This window comes from Marinifilum sp. D714, assembly GCF_030851345.1.
Lineage (GTDB): Bacteria > Bacteroidota > Bacteroidia > Bacteroidales > Marinifilaceae > Marinifilum.
The window spans coordinates 33,686-49,958 of the sequence record NZ_JALPNU010000010.1 but is presented as its reverse complement, the minus strand read 5'-3'; the positions used below and the strand labels follow the sequence as shown (position 1 = coordinate 49,958).

Below are 16,273 nucleotides of genomic sequence, written 5' to 3'. Positions count from 1 at the left end.
CGTACTTTTGCATCGCTCAAGTAAAGAGGGTACCATAGCTCAGTTGGTAGAGCAATGGACTGAAAATCCATGTGTCCCTGGTTCGATTCCAGGTGGTACCACATCTTTTTTCTTCGAGTAATTAATACCAAGGGGTACCATAGCTCAGTTGGTAGAGCAATGGACTGAAAATCCATGTGTCCCTGGTTCGATTCCAGGTGGTACCACAGAAAGAGGGGAAGATTTAATTAATCTTCTCCTCTTTTTTATTTATGAAAATTGAAGTTTACATATTGCATAGTATAACAGCCAATCGATATTATATTGGCTACACAAAAGATTTAAAAAATCGTTTAGATCTTCATCAAACAGGAGTGTTCGAAAATTCATATACTTCTAATTATAAAGATTGGGAGGTATTATTACACAATAAGGTGCAAAAGTATTGCTCAGGCTCGCAGAATTGAGATGCATTTAAAGAAAATGAAAAGTAAGGAGTATTTGGAAAATTTAAAGCTCTATTCTGAAATCACAGAGCGTCTTTTAGAAAAATATGGGTAGCCTCTGGTTCGCCCCGAAAGCTTTCGGGGCCAGGGGGTAACAAAAAAAGCCGATCGTTTGATCGGCTTTTTTGTATCTGAGCTTTTTTAGTTTGCGTCAATCAATAACTCAAATCCTTTCTTTTTAAACTCTCTCTCGGTTGTAGATAGAGCTTTGGCTGTAGTAATGGCTGGGAAATTACCTTGGCTAATGTATTGGAGTGCTGCATGAAGATTGCTCTCTTCTGGATCACCAAAATCATGATTTAAGTCGTCAGAAATTTCAAAATCGACAGGAATTCCTTCAAAGTATTCACCTTCATTGTTTGCATTGGTTATCGAAAAACTAATTGGTACAATGGCCAAGTTGAATTTGGGTTCTTCAAAAACATACATTCCCACTGGCTTTCCGTGTGTGTTGCTACCAATTAAAATTACCTTGTCATTACCTAAATATGGTTTTAAGCCATTTATTACCATTTCGCTGGCTGATGCTGTTCTGTCTGTTGTTATTATAAAAACTCTTTCGAAACCATGAGCGGAGGATTGGTTGCTAAATGCGTAGGTGAAGTTTTCATCACTTTTGGAATCATTGTGGAATACTTTGGAGTAAATTTCTCCTTCGTAAAGATTACCTGTAATTAAACTTGAAAGCTGATTTGATATGGTTGTACTACCTCCACCATTATATCGTAAATCCAAAACCAACTCATTAGCTTCGTTGGCTTTAAAATAATCAAAAGCTTCATTCAAAGCATCCTCTGAACTTCCCAAAAAACTATCAAATGCTAAGTAAGCTACTTTCTTACCTTCGTAATTTAGTACTTCTCTTTTTAATACTGAGTTTTGGTCTATTTCCTGCTTATTTGCGGTAATTTCCTTTTGTTCTCCTAAATTGTTTTCAAATATAAATATTGAAGTATTCTTATCTAACTCATCCAATACATCATTTTCGGTTAAATCTGCAATGTTAAGTCCATTGATGTTTATCAATTTCCATCCTCGAGTAATTCCTTTTGAAGCAAGAGGAGATTCATCGAAAATCAACTTTACTCTAAGATTATCTTCGGAATCATATTTGAATGCCAAACCATATCCTTTATATGTTCCGTTTTCCAAATATGCAATCAATGCATCTAGGTTAGCAATATAGCTCCATCGGTCTTGATTTGTCAGTAATGCTTCAAAATATTCATTTACAGAAGAATAATTTGATGTATTAATATTGGGTAAGTCTTCGTTCCATAAATACCATTCATTCATCGTTTGATCTATGGTTTCGTAAATGGTTTTGGTTTCTCTTTCGAAGTTATTGTTGTCATCATCGCTGCAGGCAATAATAAATAATGAGAAGATAAAAAGAGAAAGAAAAAACTTAAATGATTTGAATAATCTATTTTCTGTCATTGATTGTTGATTTAGTGATTAATGAACGGATATAAAAATAACAAAAACTATACCTAGTTTAATTTAAACGAATCATGAAAAAGTGTATTGCATAGAAAATAAATATTTGTAATAAATCTAAATTGTATAGAAAAAATTGATTCTGAACTATTTTCAGAATTGCATTCGTAATTTTTGAAAATGTACAGCATAATTTATTTTGCAGAAAAGGATTTTTGCTTACTTTTGTAGCACCAAAACAAAGGGTACCATAGCTCAGTTGGTAGAGCAATGGACTGAAAATCCATGTGTCCCTGGTTCGATTCCAGGTGGTACCACGAAAGCCGATCATCTGATCGGCTTTTTTGTTTTCTATTGGGGAATGAGTTGGTCGTTTGAGTATTTTCTCCTCAATTTCTGATACTTATTCTGTTCGTCTTTGAACAATTTTTAAATTACAAACGTTTTCGATCTAAAATAAAGACTTTCAACCGTCTAACTGCTTTTTTTATTAGAATTAATACGATATTTTTGCATGACTAAGATCAAGTAAAACAGAATTTAAGATATAAAATACTTTAAAATGGCAGATAGCAAAAAAGCTTTATTGATGATCCTTGACGGATGGGGGATCGGTGACAAATCGAATTCAGATGTGATTTCTTCAGTTGCAACTCCTTATATGGATGGATTATTGGAAAAATATCCAAATTCGCAATTGCAAGCTGCAGGTAGATTTGTTGGATTACCAGAAGGACAGATGGGTAACTCAGAAGTTGGTCACTTGAATATTGGTGCAGGACGTGTTGTTTATCAGGATTTGGTAAAGATCAATATGGCGGTTGAGCAAGATACTTTAAAAGATAACGAGCAAGTTGTTAAAGCATTCGCTCACGCTAAGGAAAATGGAAAGAAAGTTCACTTAATCGGTTTGATTGGTGATGGTGGGGTTCACTCTTTAAGTAAGCACGCTTTGGCTCTTTGTGATGCTGCAAAAGCATTTGGAGTGGAGGATGTATTCGTGCATGGTTTAACAGATGGACGTGATACTGACCCTAAATCAGGATTGGATTTCGTTAAGACTTTTGTAAATGATATTACAAACAAAGGAACTGCAAAATTTGCTTCTTTAATTGGTCGTTACTATGGTATGGATCGCGATAGCAACTGGGATCGCGTTAAGTTGGCTTACAATCTTTATACTAAAGGAGAAGGTAAAGCTACTACAGATGTTGTTGCTGCAATCGAGGAATCATATGCAGAAGGTGTAACCGATGAATTTATCAAGCCAGTAGTGGTGGTTGATGAAGCTGGTGCTCCTTTGGCTAAAATAGAAGAAGGAGATGTTGTGATTTGTTTTAATTTCCGTACCGACCGTTTGCGTCAAATGACAACTGTGTTCACTCAGGAAGACAAGCAGGAATTTGGAATGCACACCATGAATGTGGAGTGGTACACAATGACTTGTTACAATGCTAACTTTAAAGGTGTGAATGTAATCTACGATAAGGAGAACGTTCAGAACACAATGGGTGAAGTTGTGGCAGCTGCAGGTAAGAAGCAAATTCGTATTGCAGAAACTGAAAAATATGCTCACGTAACTTTCTTCTTCTCGGGTGGTCGTGAAGATGAGTTCGAAGGTGAAAGCCGTTTGTTGGTAGCATCTCCAAAAGTGGCTACTTACGATCTTCAACCAGAAATGTCGGCTCCTGAAGTTGCAGATAAAATTACTGCTGAGTTGAACGCTCAATCGGCTGATTTTGTTTGTTTGAACTTTGCTAATGGCGATATGGTTGGACACACAGGAGTGTACGAAGCGATTTCAAAAGCTGTTCAGGCTGTAGACAAGTGTGCAGAACAAGTTGTAGAAGCTGCTAAAGCAAATGGATATGATGTAATCATTATTGCAGACCATGGTAATGCTGATTTTGCGGTGAATGCTGATGGTTCTCCAAATACAGCTCACTCATTAAATCCGGTTCCTTGTATTTGGGTAACTGAAAATCCAAAAGAATTGGAGAATGGTATTTTGGCTGATGTTGCACCTACCTTGTTGGATATCATGGGGATTGATAAGCCTGAAGAGATGACCGGAAAATCTTTGATAAAATAGAAGATTGTAACTGTATATAAAACATTCCGTACTATCTTTGCACGATAGTACGGATTTTTTATTCGTATAACGAATACAATTTAAATAGGGAAATAGTGTTACAGATAGGGAAAGCCATAGTTAGTCTTGATGTGATTGAGAAAAAGTTCATTTGCGATATTTCAAAATGTTGTGGAGCTTGTTGCGTTGAAGGAGATTCGGGAGCTCCATTGGATGAGGGAGAGAAACAAATCATTGAAGATATCTATTCTGATATTAAAGAATATCTTACCAAAAGAGGAATTGAAGAAATTGAAAAGCAAGGAACATCGGTAATTGATAGCGATGGTGATTTGGTAACTCCTATTATTGATGGCAAGGAATGTGTCTATACCATTTTTGAGAATGGCAATGCCATGTGCGGGATCGAAAAGGCCTTTTTTGATGGTAAGGTTTCGTATCGCAAACCGATTTCCTGTCAGTTATATCCTATTCGAATTGATAAGTATGCGGAATTTGATGCTGTGAATTACAATAAATGGGATATCTGCAAACCAGCCAGAGAGCTTGGTTTTAAAAATGGAACTCCTGTGTATAAATTTCTAAAAGAACCATTGATTCGAAAATATGGCGAAGATTGGTATAAAGAATTGGAATATGCAGCTGAGAATATTGGCGAAATCATGAAAATGAGATAATAGAATTTTCCAGGATAAAATTTTAAAGAAACAGTAACCATGTAGGTTGCTGTTTTTTTTGGTTTGTAAGGAGTAGTATTTTGAAATATCAGCAAAATAGCAATTTGAATACTCCAAATTATTTGTGTTGGATATATATTATAAACTATTATAATATATAATAAGAAAACATACAATATATATTAAGGAGGATTTAGATATATATCAAAAATGATAAAAATTGAAGGATTTTATAAGAAACCTGGAGATTAAAATATTGAAAGTATTAATCTTGATGTAATAGGCTGCTAGGTTTATTTTGCCATAAATCTTGCAAGAACATATTTGTATTCTCGTGATCTATTGTATATTTACCTTCCGTAAATATTTAAATCCAATAAACACTTTAATATGGATAATCTTAAAACATATATCGAAGAGAATAAGGAAAGGTTCCTAGATGAACTTTTTGAATTAATTAGAATTCCTTCAATCAGTTCAAAGCCTGAGCATAAAGATGACATGTACCGTTGTGCTGAGCTTTGGAAAAAGTTTTTGCTTGAAGGTGGTGCTGATAAAGCCGAAGTAATGGAAACAGAGGGAAATCCGGTTGTATTCGGAGAAAAGTTTATTGATCCTTCTTATCCAACAGTTTTAGTATATGCTCACTACGATGTGCAGCCAGCTGAACCATTGGAGTTGTGGACAACACCTCCATTTGAGCCGGAAGTTCGTGATGGGAAAATTTGGGCGCGTGGTGCTGATGATGATAAAGGACAAGGTTTCATGCATACCAAAGCATTTGAATATCTTGTGAAAACAAATCAGTTAAAATGCAATGTTAAGTTCTTGATCGAGGGTGAGGAAGAAGTAGGTTCGCCTAGCTTACCTAAATTCTGTGAGGATAATAAAGAATTGTTGAAATCAGATGTGATTTTAGTTTCAGATACAGGTATGATTGCTCCTGATGTTCCTACAATTACAACTGGTTTGCGTGGGTTGTGTTACTGGGAAGTTGAAGTAACCGGTCCTAATCGCGATTTGCACTCTGGATTGTTTGGTGGTGCTGTAGCTAACCCAATTAACGTATTGGCAAAGATGATTACACAAATGGTTGATGAGAATGGACATATTACTGTTCCTGGATTCTACGATGATGTAATCGAAGTGTCAGATGAAGAGCGTGCTATGATGGCTCAAGCTCCATTTAGCGAAGAAGAATATAAAAAAGCATTGGATGTTGAAGAGTTAGCTGGTGAAAAAGGATTTACTACTAACGAGCGTACAGGAATTCGTCCATCATTTGATATTTGTGGTATCTGGGGTGGTTATCAAGGAGACGGAGCTAAAACAGTATTGCCATCTAAGGCTTATGCTAAGATTTCTTCTCGTTTGGTTCCAGATCAAAATCATGAGAAAATTGCTGAATTGTTCTGCAAGCATTTCGAGTCTATCGCACCTAAGAGCGTGAAGATTAAAGTAGAGCATTTGCACGGTGGACAAGCTTATGGGTGTCCAATCGACTTAACAGCATATAAAGCTGCAGAAAAAGCATTAGAAGAGGTATATGGCAAGCGTCCGGTACCTGTTCGTAGTGGTGGATCTATTCCAATTATTTCTACTTTCGAACAAATTTTAGGAGTTAAGTCGGTGTTGATGGGATTCGGTTTAGAGTCAAATGCTATTCACTCTCCAAACGAGAACTATCCATTGGAACAATTCTTTAATGGTATTAACTCAATTCCATTGTTCTACAAGAATTATGCAGAGATGATGAAATAATAATTCATTAAATGACTATAAATTAAGGGTATTTCAATTAGAAATACCCTTTTTTATTGGAATTTAAATTTTGGTATGATAACTTTGTATGCTGCTATAAAGTATGTAGTATTCTTCACACTTTTGAGAAAATAATTATTATATTTCCTTTGTGATTTGGTTAAATGATCTGATGTCTATTGATAATGTTGGATTTCGCAGGATTTATAGCTAAATTAGTATTGTGTGTTTCTGTGTGGTAATATTCATGTTTTATCTTCAATGAACGAGTAAAAACATGATAAAAAATTAGAGATCATACAAGTTGAAGTAAATTTGAATACATGGACGAAATATTTGGAAAAATTGGTACTGCTCAAACTCTCAGCCAGAAAATTGAGCGTCGAATTGAAGAAGCAATCCGACAAAAAAAATTGCTTGTAGGAACAAAATTGCCTTCGGAGCGTGAGCTTTGTGAAATGTTTGCTGTGAGTAGAACAGCATTGCGAGAAGCCTTACGTCGATTAAGTGCTCGAGGATTAATTCAAATCAAGAAAGGTAGTGGAATGTTCGTTAGTGAACTGAGGATTGAAGATGCGATTGAATCTTTAAATCTGTATTATGACCTTAGTTTTGATAGCGATTTGATTTCTCAGATTATTGAAGTTCGAAGAGTTTTCGAGCCTGAAATTGCAAGAATTGCAGCTGCGAATAGAACGGATGAGGATTTAACAGCTTTGAATAAAAATATTGCAGACCTTGCCGATTGTGATCCTGATAATACGCAGATGGAAGCTGATATCATTAATAAGTTTCACTTAAACGTAGCTAAGGCAACAGGAAATAAGGTGATGATTATTTCGATGGAGCCTATCTATTCATTACTGCCAAGAATGCGTAATTTAATTTATGCCAATGTGGATGGTGAAAAGGATTTTACTGTAAAAGCACATCGTGCAATTTATGAAGCCATTCGCGATAAGGATGGTGAGCAAGCATACAAGGAAATGGCTGGACAAATTGATCGTACCTTAGAAATATATACTCAATACTTGAAGTAACACTCGAAATTTGGGTAAATGAAAAAGCGGAGCTTGAAAATAATTTTTCAGACTCCGCTTTTCGTATTTATGTGTGTGGTACTTATTTAAGATTTTCTATAAGCTTCAATTGCTTTCTTTACAGAACCATGTTCAAGTAATAAACTTTTGGAGGTTTCTTTGTCAAGTTTTAATTCCTCCATTATCATTAAAGTTCCTCTTTCAACTAATTTTTTATTGGTTAGTTGCATGTTTACCATTTTGTTTCCTTTCACTCGTCCCAATTTAATCATTAAACTGGTTGTGATCATGTTCAAGATCATTTTTTGAGCAGTTCCAGCTTTCAGCCTTGTGCTTCCTGTTACGAATTCAGGACCTACAACGGCTTCAATCACAATTTCCGCTTCTTTTGAAACGGGAGCATCAGGATTACAAGTGATACAGGCAGTTAGCAATCCATTTTCTCTGGCTTTCTTCACACCACCAATAACATATGGAGTTGTTCCAGATGCAGCAATCCCTAAAACAGAATCATCTTCATTGATATCGTAGTCTTGAAGTTCTTGCCATGCTTTTTCTGGATCATCTTCGGCAGATTCAACAGCGCTTCTTAATGCTTTTTCTCCTCCAGCAATTAAACCAATCACAATATTGGCAGGTACACCAAATGTTGGAGGAAGCTCGGATGCATCAAGTACTCCAAGTCTGCCACTTGTTCCTGCTCCAAGGTAAAACAATCGTCCGCCTGATTTAATTCTGTCAATTAACAGACTTACAAATTTTTCTATAGCAGGAATGGCTTTATTAACGGCTAGGTGAATTTGTCCATCTTCCTGATTAATTCCATATAATAATTCACTCACCGACATTTTCTCCAGGTTGGAAAAGTTTGAAGGTGCTTCTGTTATTTTGTTGTTGGTTTTCTTATTTGGTGTGTTATTCATGATTCAAATTTTATTCTGCAATATGGAATTCAATCAAGCCTTCAAGTGGACTTTTGATGATTTTTCCAGTCTGTAAGTTTAATTTTTCAGCCGCTCTAATTAATTCCTTCTTAAAGTAGTATGCTATGCTACCAATAAAATGAATTGGAAGGCTTGAATGTCCATCGTATTGTTTGATGTTTCGTTCAAAGAACTTGGTAAACTCTTCCTGAAGCAGGTTTGATACATATGGATGCTCAATATTTTCCGAAAGGAAAACTGTGAACTGTGCCAAAAATCGACTAGGAGCTTCTTCTCTGTATACTTTGTTTATGATATAAGCATATTCTAGGTCGTGCTTTTTATAAAAAGCAGTAGTAATGTCTTCAGGAGCAACACCTTTTAATATGTCTGCAATAAGTCTTTTTCCTAGTACAGCTCCACTTCCTTCATCTCCCAGTATATATCCTAAGGGACGAACATTGAGAGTGATATCTTTACCATCATATAAGCATGAATTTGATCCTGTACCTATAATGCAGGCAATTCCTTTTTCTCTTCCGCATACCGACCTTGCAGCGGCAAGTACATCGCTATGAATTTCACAAGAGGCAGAAGGAAATACTTCCAACAATGCATCTTTCACCTTTTGTTTTGTTTCGTCAGTTGCACAACCAGCACCATAAAAAAAGATTTGTTCAACTGGGTGAAAATTTTCAAGTGATTTGATATTATCGATAATCGAACTGATGTCCATGTGAAAAGGATTTATTCCTAAAGTTTGCTGTTGCTTTTGGATTTTGCCCTCTTTTAATAGAACCCAGTCTGTTTTTGTTGATCCGCTCTCGGCAATTAAAATCATATCCGCTTTTGTTTTTATAACATGTATGATGAGTGTTGCAGGAAAATAAAATTACAATTTAATGAAGGGCTTGTTTTTGTGTTTTAATGCTGTCGTAAAGAATCATGGCATTGAAAACCCTGTATTAAAAGGAACTTCACTTTCATGATACAAATATAGAAAAATTAATCCCATTCAAAAAGTATTATATAACATGTAATACCAATTTTGGATTTTTTGAATTTCTGTTCTATTTTTGATGCGAAAGTAATTTAAATCAGGAGTTAGCAATATGGAAAATCAAATATTACAATTTAGAGGAGAGCTGGATGAAGCTAAGTTGTATTACCAACCATCGGATGAGTTCGATAAAACGGTAAAAACAAGATATGAGAAAATGCCTGCTGATATTTTTGCTACGGCTGAAAAGGGTGCAAAGTGGGTAGCTCATGAAATTGCAAATCTTATTAAAGAGAAGGCAGAGAAAAAAGATGTTTGTGTGCTTGGATTAGCTACAGGAGCAACACCATTAGGAGTATATGCTGAATTGGTGCGTATGCACAAAGAGGAAGGTTTGTCATTTAAAAATGTAATTACATTTAATCTTGATGAATATTATCCAATGAATAATAAAAGCGCACAGAGCTATAATTATTACATGGATGATGTTCTTTTCAATCATATAGATATTCCTCGCGATCAAATTAATGTACCTGACGGGGAAGTGAGCAAGGAAGGAATTTTTAATTACTGTTCGGAATACGAAGCAAAGATTGATTCTTTCGGCGGGCTTGATATGCAAATATTGGGTATTGGTAGAACAGGACATATTGGTTTTAACGAGCCGGGTTCTCAATTGGATTCAAAGACCCGTTTAATCATGCTTGATGCTTTAACCAGACGTGATGCTGCAAAAGATTTTAACGGATTAAACAAGGTGCCAAAAGCCGCAATTACAATGGGAGTTGGTACTATATTTAAGGCAAAACGTGTGATTCTGATGGCTTGGGGAGAAGGTAAAGCTCCTATCGTAAAAAAGGCATTAGAGGAAGGGCAGAGTGATTCTGTTCCTGCTAGTTATTTGCAACGCCACAATGATGTGCAGTTTGTGTTAGATGTGCCAGCAGCTAACGAACTAACAAGAGTGAAGCAGCCATGGTTGGTAGGGAGTGTAGAATGGGATCGTTACTGGATTCGTAAAGCTGTGGTTTGGCTATGTAATAAATTGGAAAAACCAGTTTTGAAGTTGACCAATAGAGATTATAATGATAACGGTTTAAGTGAACTTCTTGCTTGGTATGGGTCGGCTTATGAAGTAAATATTAAAGTTTTCAACGACTTACAGCATACAATTACTGGCTGGCCTGGAGGTAAGCCAAATGCCGATGATTCGAATCGTCCGGAAAGAGCTGAGCCTGCTCAGAAAAAGGTTTTGGTATTTAGTCCTCATCCTGATGATGATGTAATTTCGATGGGTGGAACACTAAAGAGATTGGTTGATCAAAGTCATGAAGTGCATGTTGCTTATCAAACTTCAGGTAATATTGCTGTTGCGGATGATGAAGCGATTCGATATTTATCGTTTGTGAAAAGTTTTGCGCAAACTCACGACACCAATGAAGGCAATTTGCCAAGTGTGATCGAAGACATTCGCAAATTTTTATTGGAGAATAAATCTCCGGGCGAGATGGATACTGTTGAAGTTCGCAGAATGAAATCTTTAATTCGTAGAGGTGAAGCAAAAGCTGCTTGTCGTTTTGTTGGTCTTCGTTCTAAGAATCTTCACTTCCTTGATCTTCCGTTTTATGAAACTGGTAAAGTGAAGAAAAATCCAATAGGAAAGGAAGATGTTCAAATTATTGTGAATTTGTTGAGAAAGGTGAAGCCACAGCAGATTTTTGCTGCTGGAGATTGGTCTGATCCACATGGAACTCACAGAGTTTGTTGGGAAGGAATTTACCAGGCACTCCAGATTGTAAAAGATGAAGAGTGGATGGAGAATTGCTATGTATGGCTATATAGAGGAGCTTGGCAAGAGTGGGATTTGGATGAAATTCAAATGGCAGTACCAATTAGTCCGGAAGAATTGCAACACAAGCGAAATGCAATTTTACGTCATCAATCACAAATGGAAAGTGCTCCATATATGGGTAACGATTCAAGATTGTTTTGGCAGAGATCGGAAGCCAGAAATCGAGCAACGGCCAATTTATTTAATAAATTAGGCTTGGCAGAATATGAAGCAATCGAAGCTTTTGTCAGGTTTATTGTTTAGATTTATCATTACATTTTATTGGGCAGAATTTCTTCTGCCCAATCATACATAGATTGATAATATTGCACTGAATTTTAGGAATATGAGTTCTATATCAAACAGATTTACAAAGTCGAATATCCTTATACTATTTATTTTTTTGCTGATTGGTTTTTCGGTTCAGGCAGCTGAGAAATCAGATCGTTTGAATAGGAAAGCGGAGAAGGCTGCTTTAGAATTTTTAAAACAGGCTTCGGATGAGTTTGTTTATCGCTTTAAGTTGGACAGTTTGAACGTGAATTCTGGCAAAAAAGAAATTACAGTATATGTAAATTCAACTTTTTCCTATCTTCCTTTCAGACCCAATGCAGTAAAGCAATATCATGATGAGTTAAAGGAAATTCTTGGTCGTAAGTTCAAGAAATACGATGTTCGTATCGAAAGTATGGGAATGGAAATTGGGGAATTGATTCCTAATTACTACAGAGATGAATCATTTCCTTTGGCAAAAGATCGATTGTCTGTTGAAAGTGATGTAATAAAGACTTTGGTTAGGAAAATTGGGAATGAAAACTATCAATTTGGATTAGAAAATAAACACATTGCCCTATGGCATTCGCATGGATGGTATTACGAAAATACTTTAGATCGTTGGGAGTGGCAAAGAGCCAGAGTGTATACTACCGTTGAAGATATGTGGGCCATGGAATTTGTGGTTCCTTTCATAGCGCCTATGCTGGAAAATGCAGGTGCAAACGTTTTATTTCCAAGAGAACGTGATGTTCAAACCAATGAAGTAATTGTAGATGCTGACTGGTGCTCGATCCTGTCGGATTATAAAGAATCCGGAAATTGGGTAACCAATTCTCAACCTGGTTTTAATAACAAGTATCCGTTTTATGTTGAGGGAGAAAATCCATTCGAAATGGGAGGTAGTATGCAGGCAGAGGTCGCTTCACATGAAACTGCACGAGTGGAATACACCCCTTATATTCCTGAAAAGGGAGAATATGCTGTTTACGTATCCTATTCAGTTGATGATGATAATGTGAGTGATGCTCATTATTCAGTTCATCATGCTGGAGGAAAAACCGATTTTCTCGTAAATCAGAGTATGGGTGGAAATACCTGGATTTACTTGGGAACGTTCTTGTTTGATCAGGGCAAAAATCCGGAAAGCGGTAAAGTAGTACTTACCAATGAAAGTAAGGAAGAAGGAAACTGGGTTTCTGCTGATGCTGTTCGTTTTGGCGGAGGAATAGGAAATATTGCCAGAGGTAAGGTAGATGAATTGAATGAATTGGTTCAGGAAAGAAATGAACTTGGCTTTGCAATGGATTCTTCCAAGTGGCAAAGATATACCAGTAATCGTCCGAGATACCATGAAGCTGCCCGTTATTATCTGCAATATGCTGGTATGCCCGATTCAATAGTTTATAGTATCAACAAAAATTATAAGGCAGATTATAGCAACAGAGGAAAGGATGCAGCAAAGTTTCAAAAGCGAGAAAGTGGGAAGACCGATTACAAGGATGATTATATGAGTCGTGGTGAATGGGTAGACTATTTAATTGGTGCACCTAATGGACCCACAAAGCATGTAAATGCAAAAGGTCTTGGGATTCCTGTTGATATGGCTCTGGGATTTCATACCGACGCTGGCTTTACACCGAATGATTCCATTGTTGGAACTTTAGCAATTTATAATACTACCCGTGATAATACGGATAAGTTTGTAAATGGACAGTCGAAATGGGCGAGCAGAGATTTAACAGATATTGTGCAAACACAGGTGGTAGAAGATATCAGAAAACTGTTCGAGCCAAAATGGACAAGAAGAGGAATGTGGAACAAGCAATATTCGGAAGCTTACCGACCTAAGGTTCCTACCATGTTGTCGGAAATGCTATCACATCACAATTTTGCTGATATGTACCAAGGAATGGATCCGAAATTTAAATTTCACATTAGCCGTGCATATTATAAGGGAGTGTTGAGATTTTTGACTTCGCAGGAAGGGAAAGACTATGTAGTGCAACCATTGCCTGTTGATCATTTTAGAATTGATGAAAACGAAAATGGAATCAGGCTGAGCTGGAAGGCAGTAGCCGATCCGTTGGAAGAAAGTGCAGTTGCAAAGAAATATAAGGTTTACACCAGATTGAATGATGGTGGATTTGATAATGGTGTACTGGTCGGAAAAGAGGAATTCTTACTTAAAAATTTAAGTTCTGAAAATATATACAGTTTTAAGATTACAGCTTTGAACAAGGGTGGTGAAAGTTTCCCCTCCGAGATTTTATCCTATCATAAATCTGAAAATGGTGAAAAGCCTGTTTTAATAGTAAATGGTTTTGACAGAATCGCTTCGCCACAAGGTTTTGATGATGGGAAATATGCTGGTTTCAATAGTTCTGTGGATGAAGGTGTAGCTTATAAAAGAAACATTGCCTATGTAGGTGATCAGTATGATTTTGATAGAAAATCACCATGGTTGGATGATGATGCTTCGGGTCATGGTTCAAGTTATGCTGACCAGGAAGAAAAGATCATTGCAGGAAATAGTTTTGATTATCCTTATGTACATGGTGAAGCTATTAAATCTGCCGGATATGGTTTTGTATCAATGAGTGATGAATCTTTTGAAAGCGGAAATTGGGAAGCAACTGATTACAAAGCACTGGATTTGATTTTTGGCGAAGAGAAAACCACCAAAAAATTATACGGGAAAGAGAATATAGATTTTACGATTTATACACCAGATATGGTGAAGGCTATCAGAAAATACATTCAATCAAAAGATGCAAAATTGATTATTTCGGGAGCATACCTGGGAACTGATGTTGTGGAATGTGGAGATACATTAATCAAAGAATTTACTGAAAATGAACTGCATTTCTTATTCAGAACCAATTATGCAAGTAAATCTGGTGCCATATCTCATCCCAATGAAGTAAAAGCAAATTTCATAGGAAATTATCAATTCGAAACAGGATTTAATGAAAAGATATACAAAGTAGAAGCTCCGGATGCCCTCGAGCCTGTAGGTAAGAATGCAAAGGTATTTCTACGATACACTAACAATACCAAAAGTGCTGGTGTTGTTTATGATGGAGATTATCAGTCAATCATTTTAGGATTTCCTTTTGAAACACTTAAAACAAAGGAAGATCGTAATAATTTGATGAGTAAGATCTTTCGATTTTTTAATAAATAAGAAAATAATAAAAGCTTAATTATAAAAGAATGAGTGCAAAAATTACATGTTTTCTGCCTTTTGGAACAAAAGAAGAAACAACAATTACTGTTAGTGAGTTAAGAAAATCAGAATTGGTATCTAACATCTTTATTGTAGGAAAAAACGCTGAAGAAATTAAAGGTGCAGAAGTTTTGAATTGTGAAGCATTGACGAATGGAAAAACCATTCAGTTAATGGCTGAGAAATCAGATTCAGAATATGTTTTGCTTTACACTAAAACGAGTGCATTGACTTTGGGGCAATTGGCAGTTGAGCGTTTCTATCAAGTAGCAACTGATACCAATAGCGGTTTGGTTTATTCAAACCATCGTGCAATTAAAGGAGGTAAAGTAGAAAATCTACCGGTTATCGACTACCAGGAAGGTAGCTTGAGAGATGATTTCAACTTTGGTTCAGTTCTTTTTTATGATGCCAAAATGTTTAAGTATGCAGTAGAAGATGTGGATGCAAAATATGAACATGCAGGTTTGTATGCATTGCGTTTGGCTGTAGCGGCTCGTTCTGAATTCATGAGAATTCCTGAAGTATTGTACACAGAGGAAGAGATGGATACCAGAAAATCAGGTGAAAAGATTTTCGACTATGTTGATCCTAAAAACCGTGCAGTACAAATAGAGATGGAAGAAGCGTGTACTGAGCATTTGAAGAGAATTGGTGCTTATTTAGAGCCTAAATTTAAGGATGTAGCTTTTAATGAAGGAGACTTTAAAGTAGAGGCTTCTGTTGTAATTCCGGTTCGCGATCGTGTAAAAACAATTGAGGATGCAATCAAATCAGTTCTTTCTCAAAAGGCAAATGTAGATTTCAACTTGATTATCGTTGATAACTACTCAACAGATGGAACAACAGAAATCATTGCGAAATATGCAGAACAAGATGAGAGATTGATACATATTATCCCAGAGAGAAAAGACCTGGGAATTGGAGGATGTTGGAATGAAGCGGTAAATCATGAAGCTTGTGGTAAGTTTGCCATTCAGTTAGATAGTGATGATTTGTATGCTGATGAAACAACAGTACAGCAAGTGGTGGATGCATTCTACAGAGAAAATTGTGCAATGGTTGTTGGAACCTACCAAATGGTGAACTTCAAATTGGAAGAAATTCCTCCGGGAATTATTGATCACAGAGAATGGACACCTGAGAATGGTAGAAATAATGCTCTTCGTATTAACGGTTTGGGTGCGCCACGTGCTTTCTACACTCCGGTTCTTCGTAATAATCCTATTCCAAATGTGAACTATGGTGAAGATTATGCACTTGGTTTGGCAATCTCTCGTAACTATCAAATTGGTAGAATTTACAATCCAATTTATTTGTGTCGTCGTTGGGAGGATAATTCAGATGCATCATTGGATATTGAGAAAATGAACGCACACAACACCTACAAAGATAGAGTTCGCACGATTGAGCTAAAAGCAAGAAAGTTGTTAGCGAAGTAAATTAGAATAGTTAAGGTTAGTGAGGAATCAGGAGTGAGTTCTCCTGTTTCCTTTTATAGCATTCATATTTCAGAAAAAAA

Annotated in this window: 11 protein-coding genes and 3 tRNA genes; 11 read left to right on the top strand and 3 right to left on the bottom strand. The window is 36.3% G+C overall.

Annotated features, from left to right (window positions below):
• Nucleotides 1-28 precede the first annotated feature (28 nt).
• The 3 genes from M0051_RS11130 (at nucleotide 29) to M0051_RS19790 (ending at nucleotide 446) form a co-directional block, all read left to right on the top strand.
• Nucleotides 29-101 (top strand) — tRNA-Phe (locus M0051_RS11130).
• Between the two features lie 32 nt (nucleotides 102-133).
• Nucleotides 134-206, top strand: a tRNA-Phe gene (locus M0051_RS11125).
• A gap of 45 nt (nucleotides 207-251) precedes the next feature.
• A complete protein-coding gene (locus tag M0051_RS19790; protein ID WP_373568314.1) occupies nucleotides 252-446 on the top strand; it encodes a GIY-YIG nuclease family protein in 195 nt (64 codons plus the stop codon).
• 180 nt (nucleotides 447-626) lie between these two features.
• Here M0051_RS19790 and M0051_RS11120 read toward each other — a convergent pair whose 3' ends face one another.
• Nucleotides 627-1,925, bottom strand: a complete 1,299-nt coding sequence (locus M0051_RS11120; RefSeq protein WP_306741609.1) for a S41 family peptidase — start codon at nucleotides 1,923-1,925, stop codon at nucleotides 627-629.
• Nucleotides 1,926-2,169: 244 nt separating this feature from the next.
• Here M0051_RS11120 and M0051_RS11115 point away from each other — a divergent pair.
• From M0051_RS11115 to M0051_RS11095, 5 genes are all read left to right on the top strand, one after another.
• Nucleotides 2,170-2,242 (top strand) — tRNA-Phe (locus M0051_RS11115).
• A 245-nt stretch (nucleotides 2,243-2,487) separates the two neighbouring features.
• The gene (gene gpmI, locus M0051_RS11110; RefSeq protein ID WP_306741608.1) at nucleotides 2,488-4,017 is read left to right on the top strand and encodes a 2,3-bisphosphoglycerate-independent phosphoglycerate mutase; all 1,530 of its coding nucleotides are present in this window, start codon (nucleotides 2,488-2,490) and stop codon (nucleotides 4,015-4,017) included.
• A 95-nt stretch (nucleotides 4,018-4,112) separates the two neighbouring features.
• Entirely contained in the window at nucleotides 4,113-4,694 is a 582-nt protein-coding gene (locus M0051_RS11105; protein WP_306741607.1) for a DUF3109 family protein, read from the top strand.
• A 390-nt stretch (nucleotides 4,695-5,084) separates the two neighbouring features.
• The gene (locus M0051_RS11100; protein WP_306741606.1) at nucleotides 5,085-6,455 is read left to right on the top strand and encodes a dipeptidase; all 1,371 of its coding nucleotides are present in this window, start codon (nucleotides 5,085-5,087) and stop codon (nucleotides 6,453-6,455) included.
• A 323-nt stretch (nucleotides 6,456-6,778) separates the two neighbouring features.
• Nucleotides 6,779-7,495 carry a FadR/GntR family transcriptional regulator gene (locus tag M0051_RS11095; RefSeq protein ID WP_306741605.1) on the top strand — a complete coding sequence of 239 codons (717 nt, stop codon included), beginning with the start codon at nucleotides 6,779-6,781 and terminating at the stop codon, nucleotides 7,493-7,495.
• An 86-nt stretch (nucleotides 7,496-7,581) separates the two neighbouring features.
• Here M0051_RS11095 and murQ read toward each other — a convergent pair whose 3' ends face one another.
• Nucleotides 7,582-8,418, bottom strand: a complete 837-nt coding sequence (gene murQ, locus M0051_RS11090; RefSeq protein ID WP_306741604.1) for an N-acetylmuramic acid 6-phosphate etherase — start codon at nucleotides 8,416-8,418, stop codon at nucleotides 7,582-7,584.
• 10 nt (nucleotides 8,419-8,428) lie between these two features.
• Complete coding sequence (locus tag M0051_RS11085) at nucleotides 8,429-9,259, bottom strand: ATPase (protein WP_306741603.1); 831 nt, start codon at nucleotides 9,257-9,259, stop codon at nucleotides 8,429-8,431.
• Nucleotides 9,260-9,530: 271 nt separating this feature from the next.
• On the opposite strand from M0051_RS11085, the gene nagB reads away from it, so the two are divergent.
• The 3 genes from nagB (at nucleotide 9,531) to M0051_RS11070 (ending at nucleotide 16,193) form a co-directional block, all read left to right on the top strand.
• Nucleotides 9,531-11,513: a glucosamine-6-phosphate deaminase gene (gene nagB, locus M0051_RS11080; protein WP_306741602.1), complete on the top strand. Its 1,983-nt coding sequence runs from the start codon at nucleotides 9,531-9,533 to the stop codon at nucleotides 11,511-11,513.
• Between the two features lie 82 nt (nucleotides 11,514-11,595).
• On the top strand, nucleotides 11,596-14,709 hold the full coding sequence (locus M0051_RS11075) for a fibronectin type III domain-containing protein (RefSeq protein ID WP_306741601.1): 3,114 nt from the start codon (nucleotides 11,596-11,598) through the stop codon (nucleotides 14,707-14,709).
• A 29-nt stretch (nucleotides 14,710-14,738) separates the two neighbouring features.
• Nucleotides 14,739-16,193, top strand: a complete 1,455-nt coding sequence (locus tag M0051_RS11070; protein WP_306741600.1) for a glycosyltransferase family 2 protein — start codon at nucleotides 14,739-14,741, stop codon at nucleotides 16,191-16,193.
• Nucleotides 16,194-16,273: the final 80 nt, after the last annotated feature.

What these genes read in the sequence shown, in the direction of transcription:
- M0051_RS11070 (WP_306741600.1), top strand. Translation starts at nt 14,739, where the DNA reads ATGAGTGCAAAAATTACATGTTTTCTGCCTTTTGGAACAAAAGAAGAA.
- M0051_RS11075 (WP_306741601.1), top strand. Translation starts at nt 11,596, where the DNA reads ATGAGTTCTATATCAAACAGATTTACAAAGTCGAATATCCTTATACTA.
- murQ (WP_306741604.1), bottom strand. Translation starts at nt 8,418, where the DNA reads ATGAATAACACACCAAATAAGAAAACCAACAACAAAATAACAGAAGCA.
- nagB (WP_306741602.1), top strand. Translation starts at nt 9,531, where the DNA reads ATGGAAAATCAAATATTACAATTTAGAGGAGAGCTGGATGAAGCTAAG.
- M0051_RS11085 (WP_306741603.1), bottom strand. Translation starts at nt 9,259, where the DNA reads ATGATTTTAATTGCCGAGAGCGGATCAACAAAAACAGACTGGGTTCTA.
- M0051_RS11095 (WP_306741605.1), top strand. Translation starts at nt 6,779, where the DNA reads ATGGACGAAATATTTGGAAAAATTGGTACTGCTCAAACTCTCAGCCAG.
- M0051_RS11120 (WP_306741609.1), bottom strand. Translation starts at nt 1,925, where the DNA reads ATGACAGAAAATAGATTATTCAAATCATTTAAGTTTTTTCTTTCTCTT.
- M0051_RS11100 (WP_306741606.1), top strand. Translation starts at nt 5,085, where the DNA reads ATGGATAATCTTAAAACATATATCGAAGAGAATAAGGAAAGGTTCCTA.
- gpmI (WP_306741608.1), top strand. Translation starts at nt 2,488, where the DNA reads ATGGCAGATAGCAAAAAAGCTTTATTGATGATCCTTGACGGATGGGGG.
- M0051_RS19790 (WP_373568314.1), top strand. Translation starts at nt 252, where the DNA reads ATGAAAATTGAAGTTTACATATTGCATAGTATAACAGCCAATCGATAT.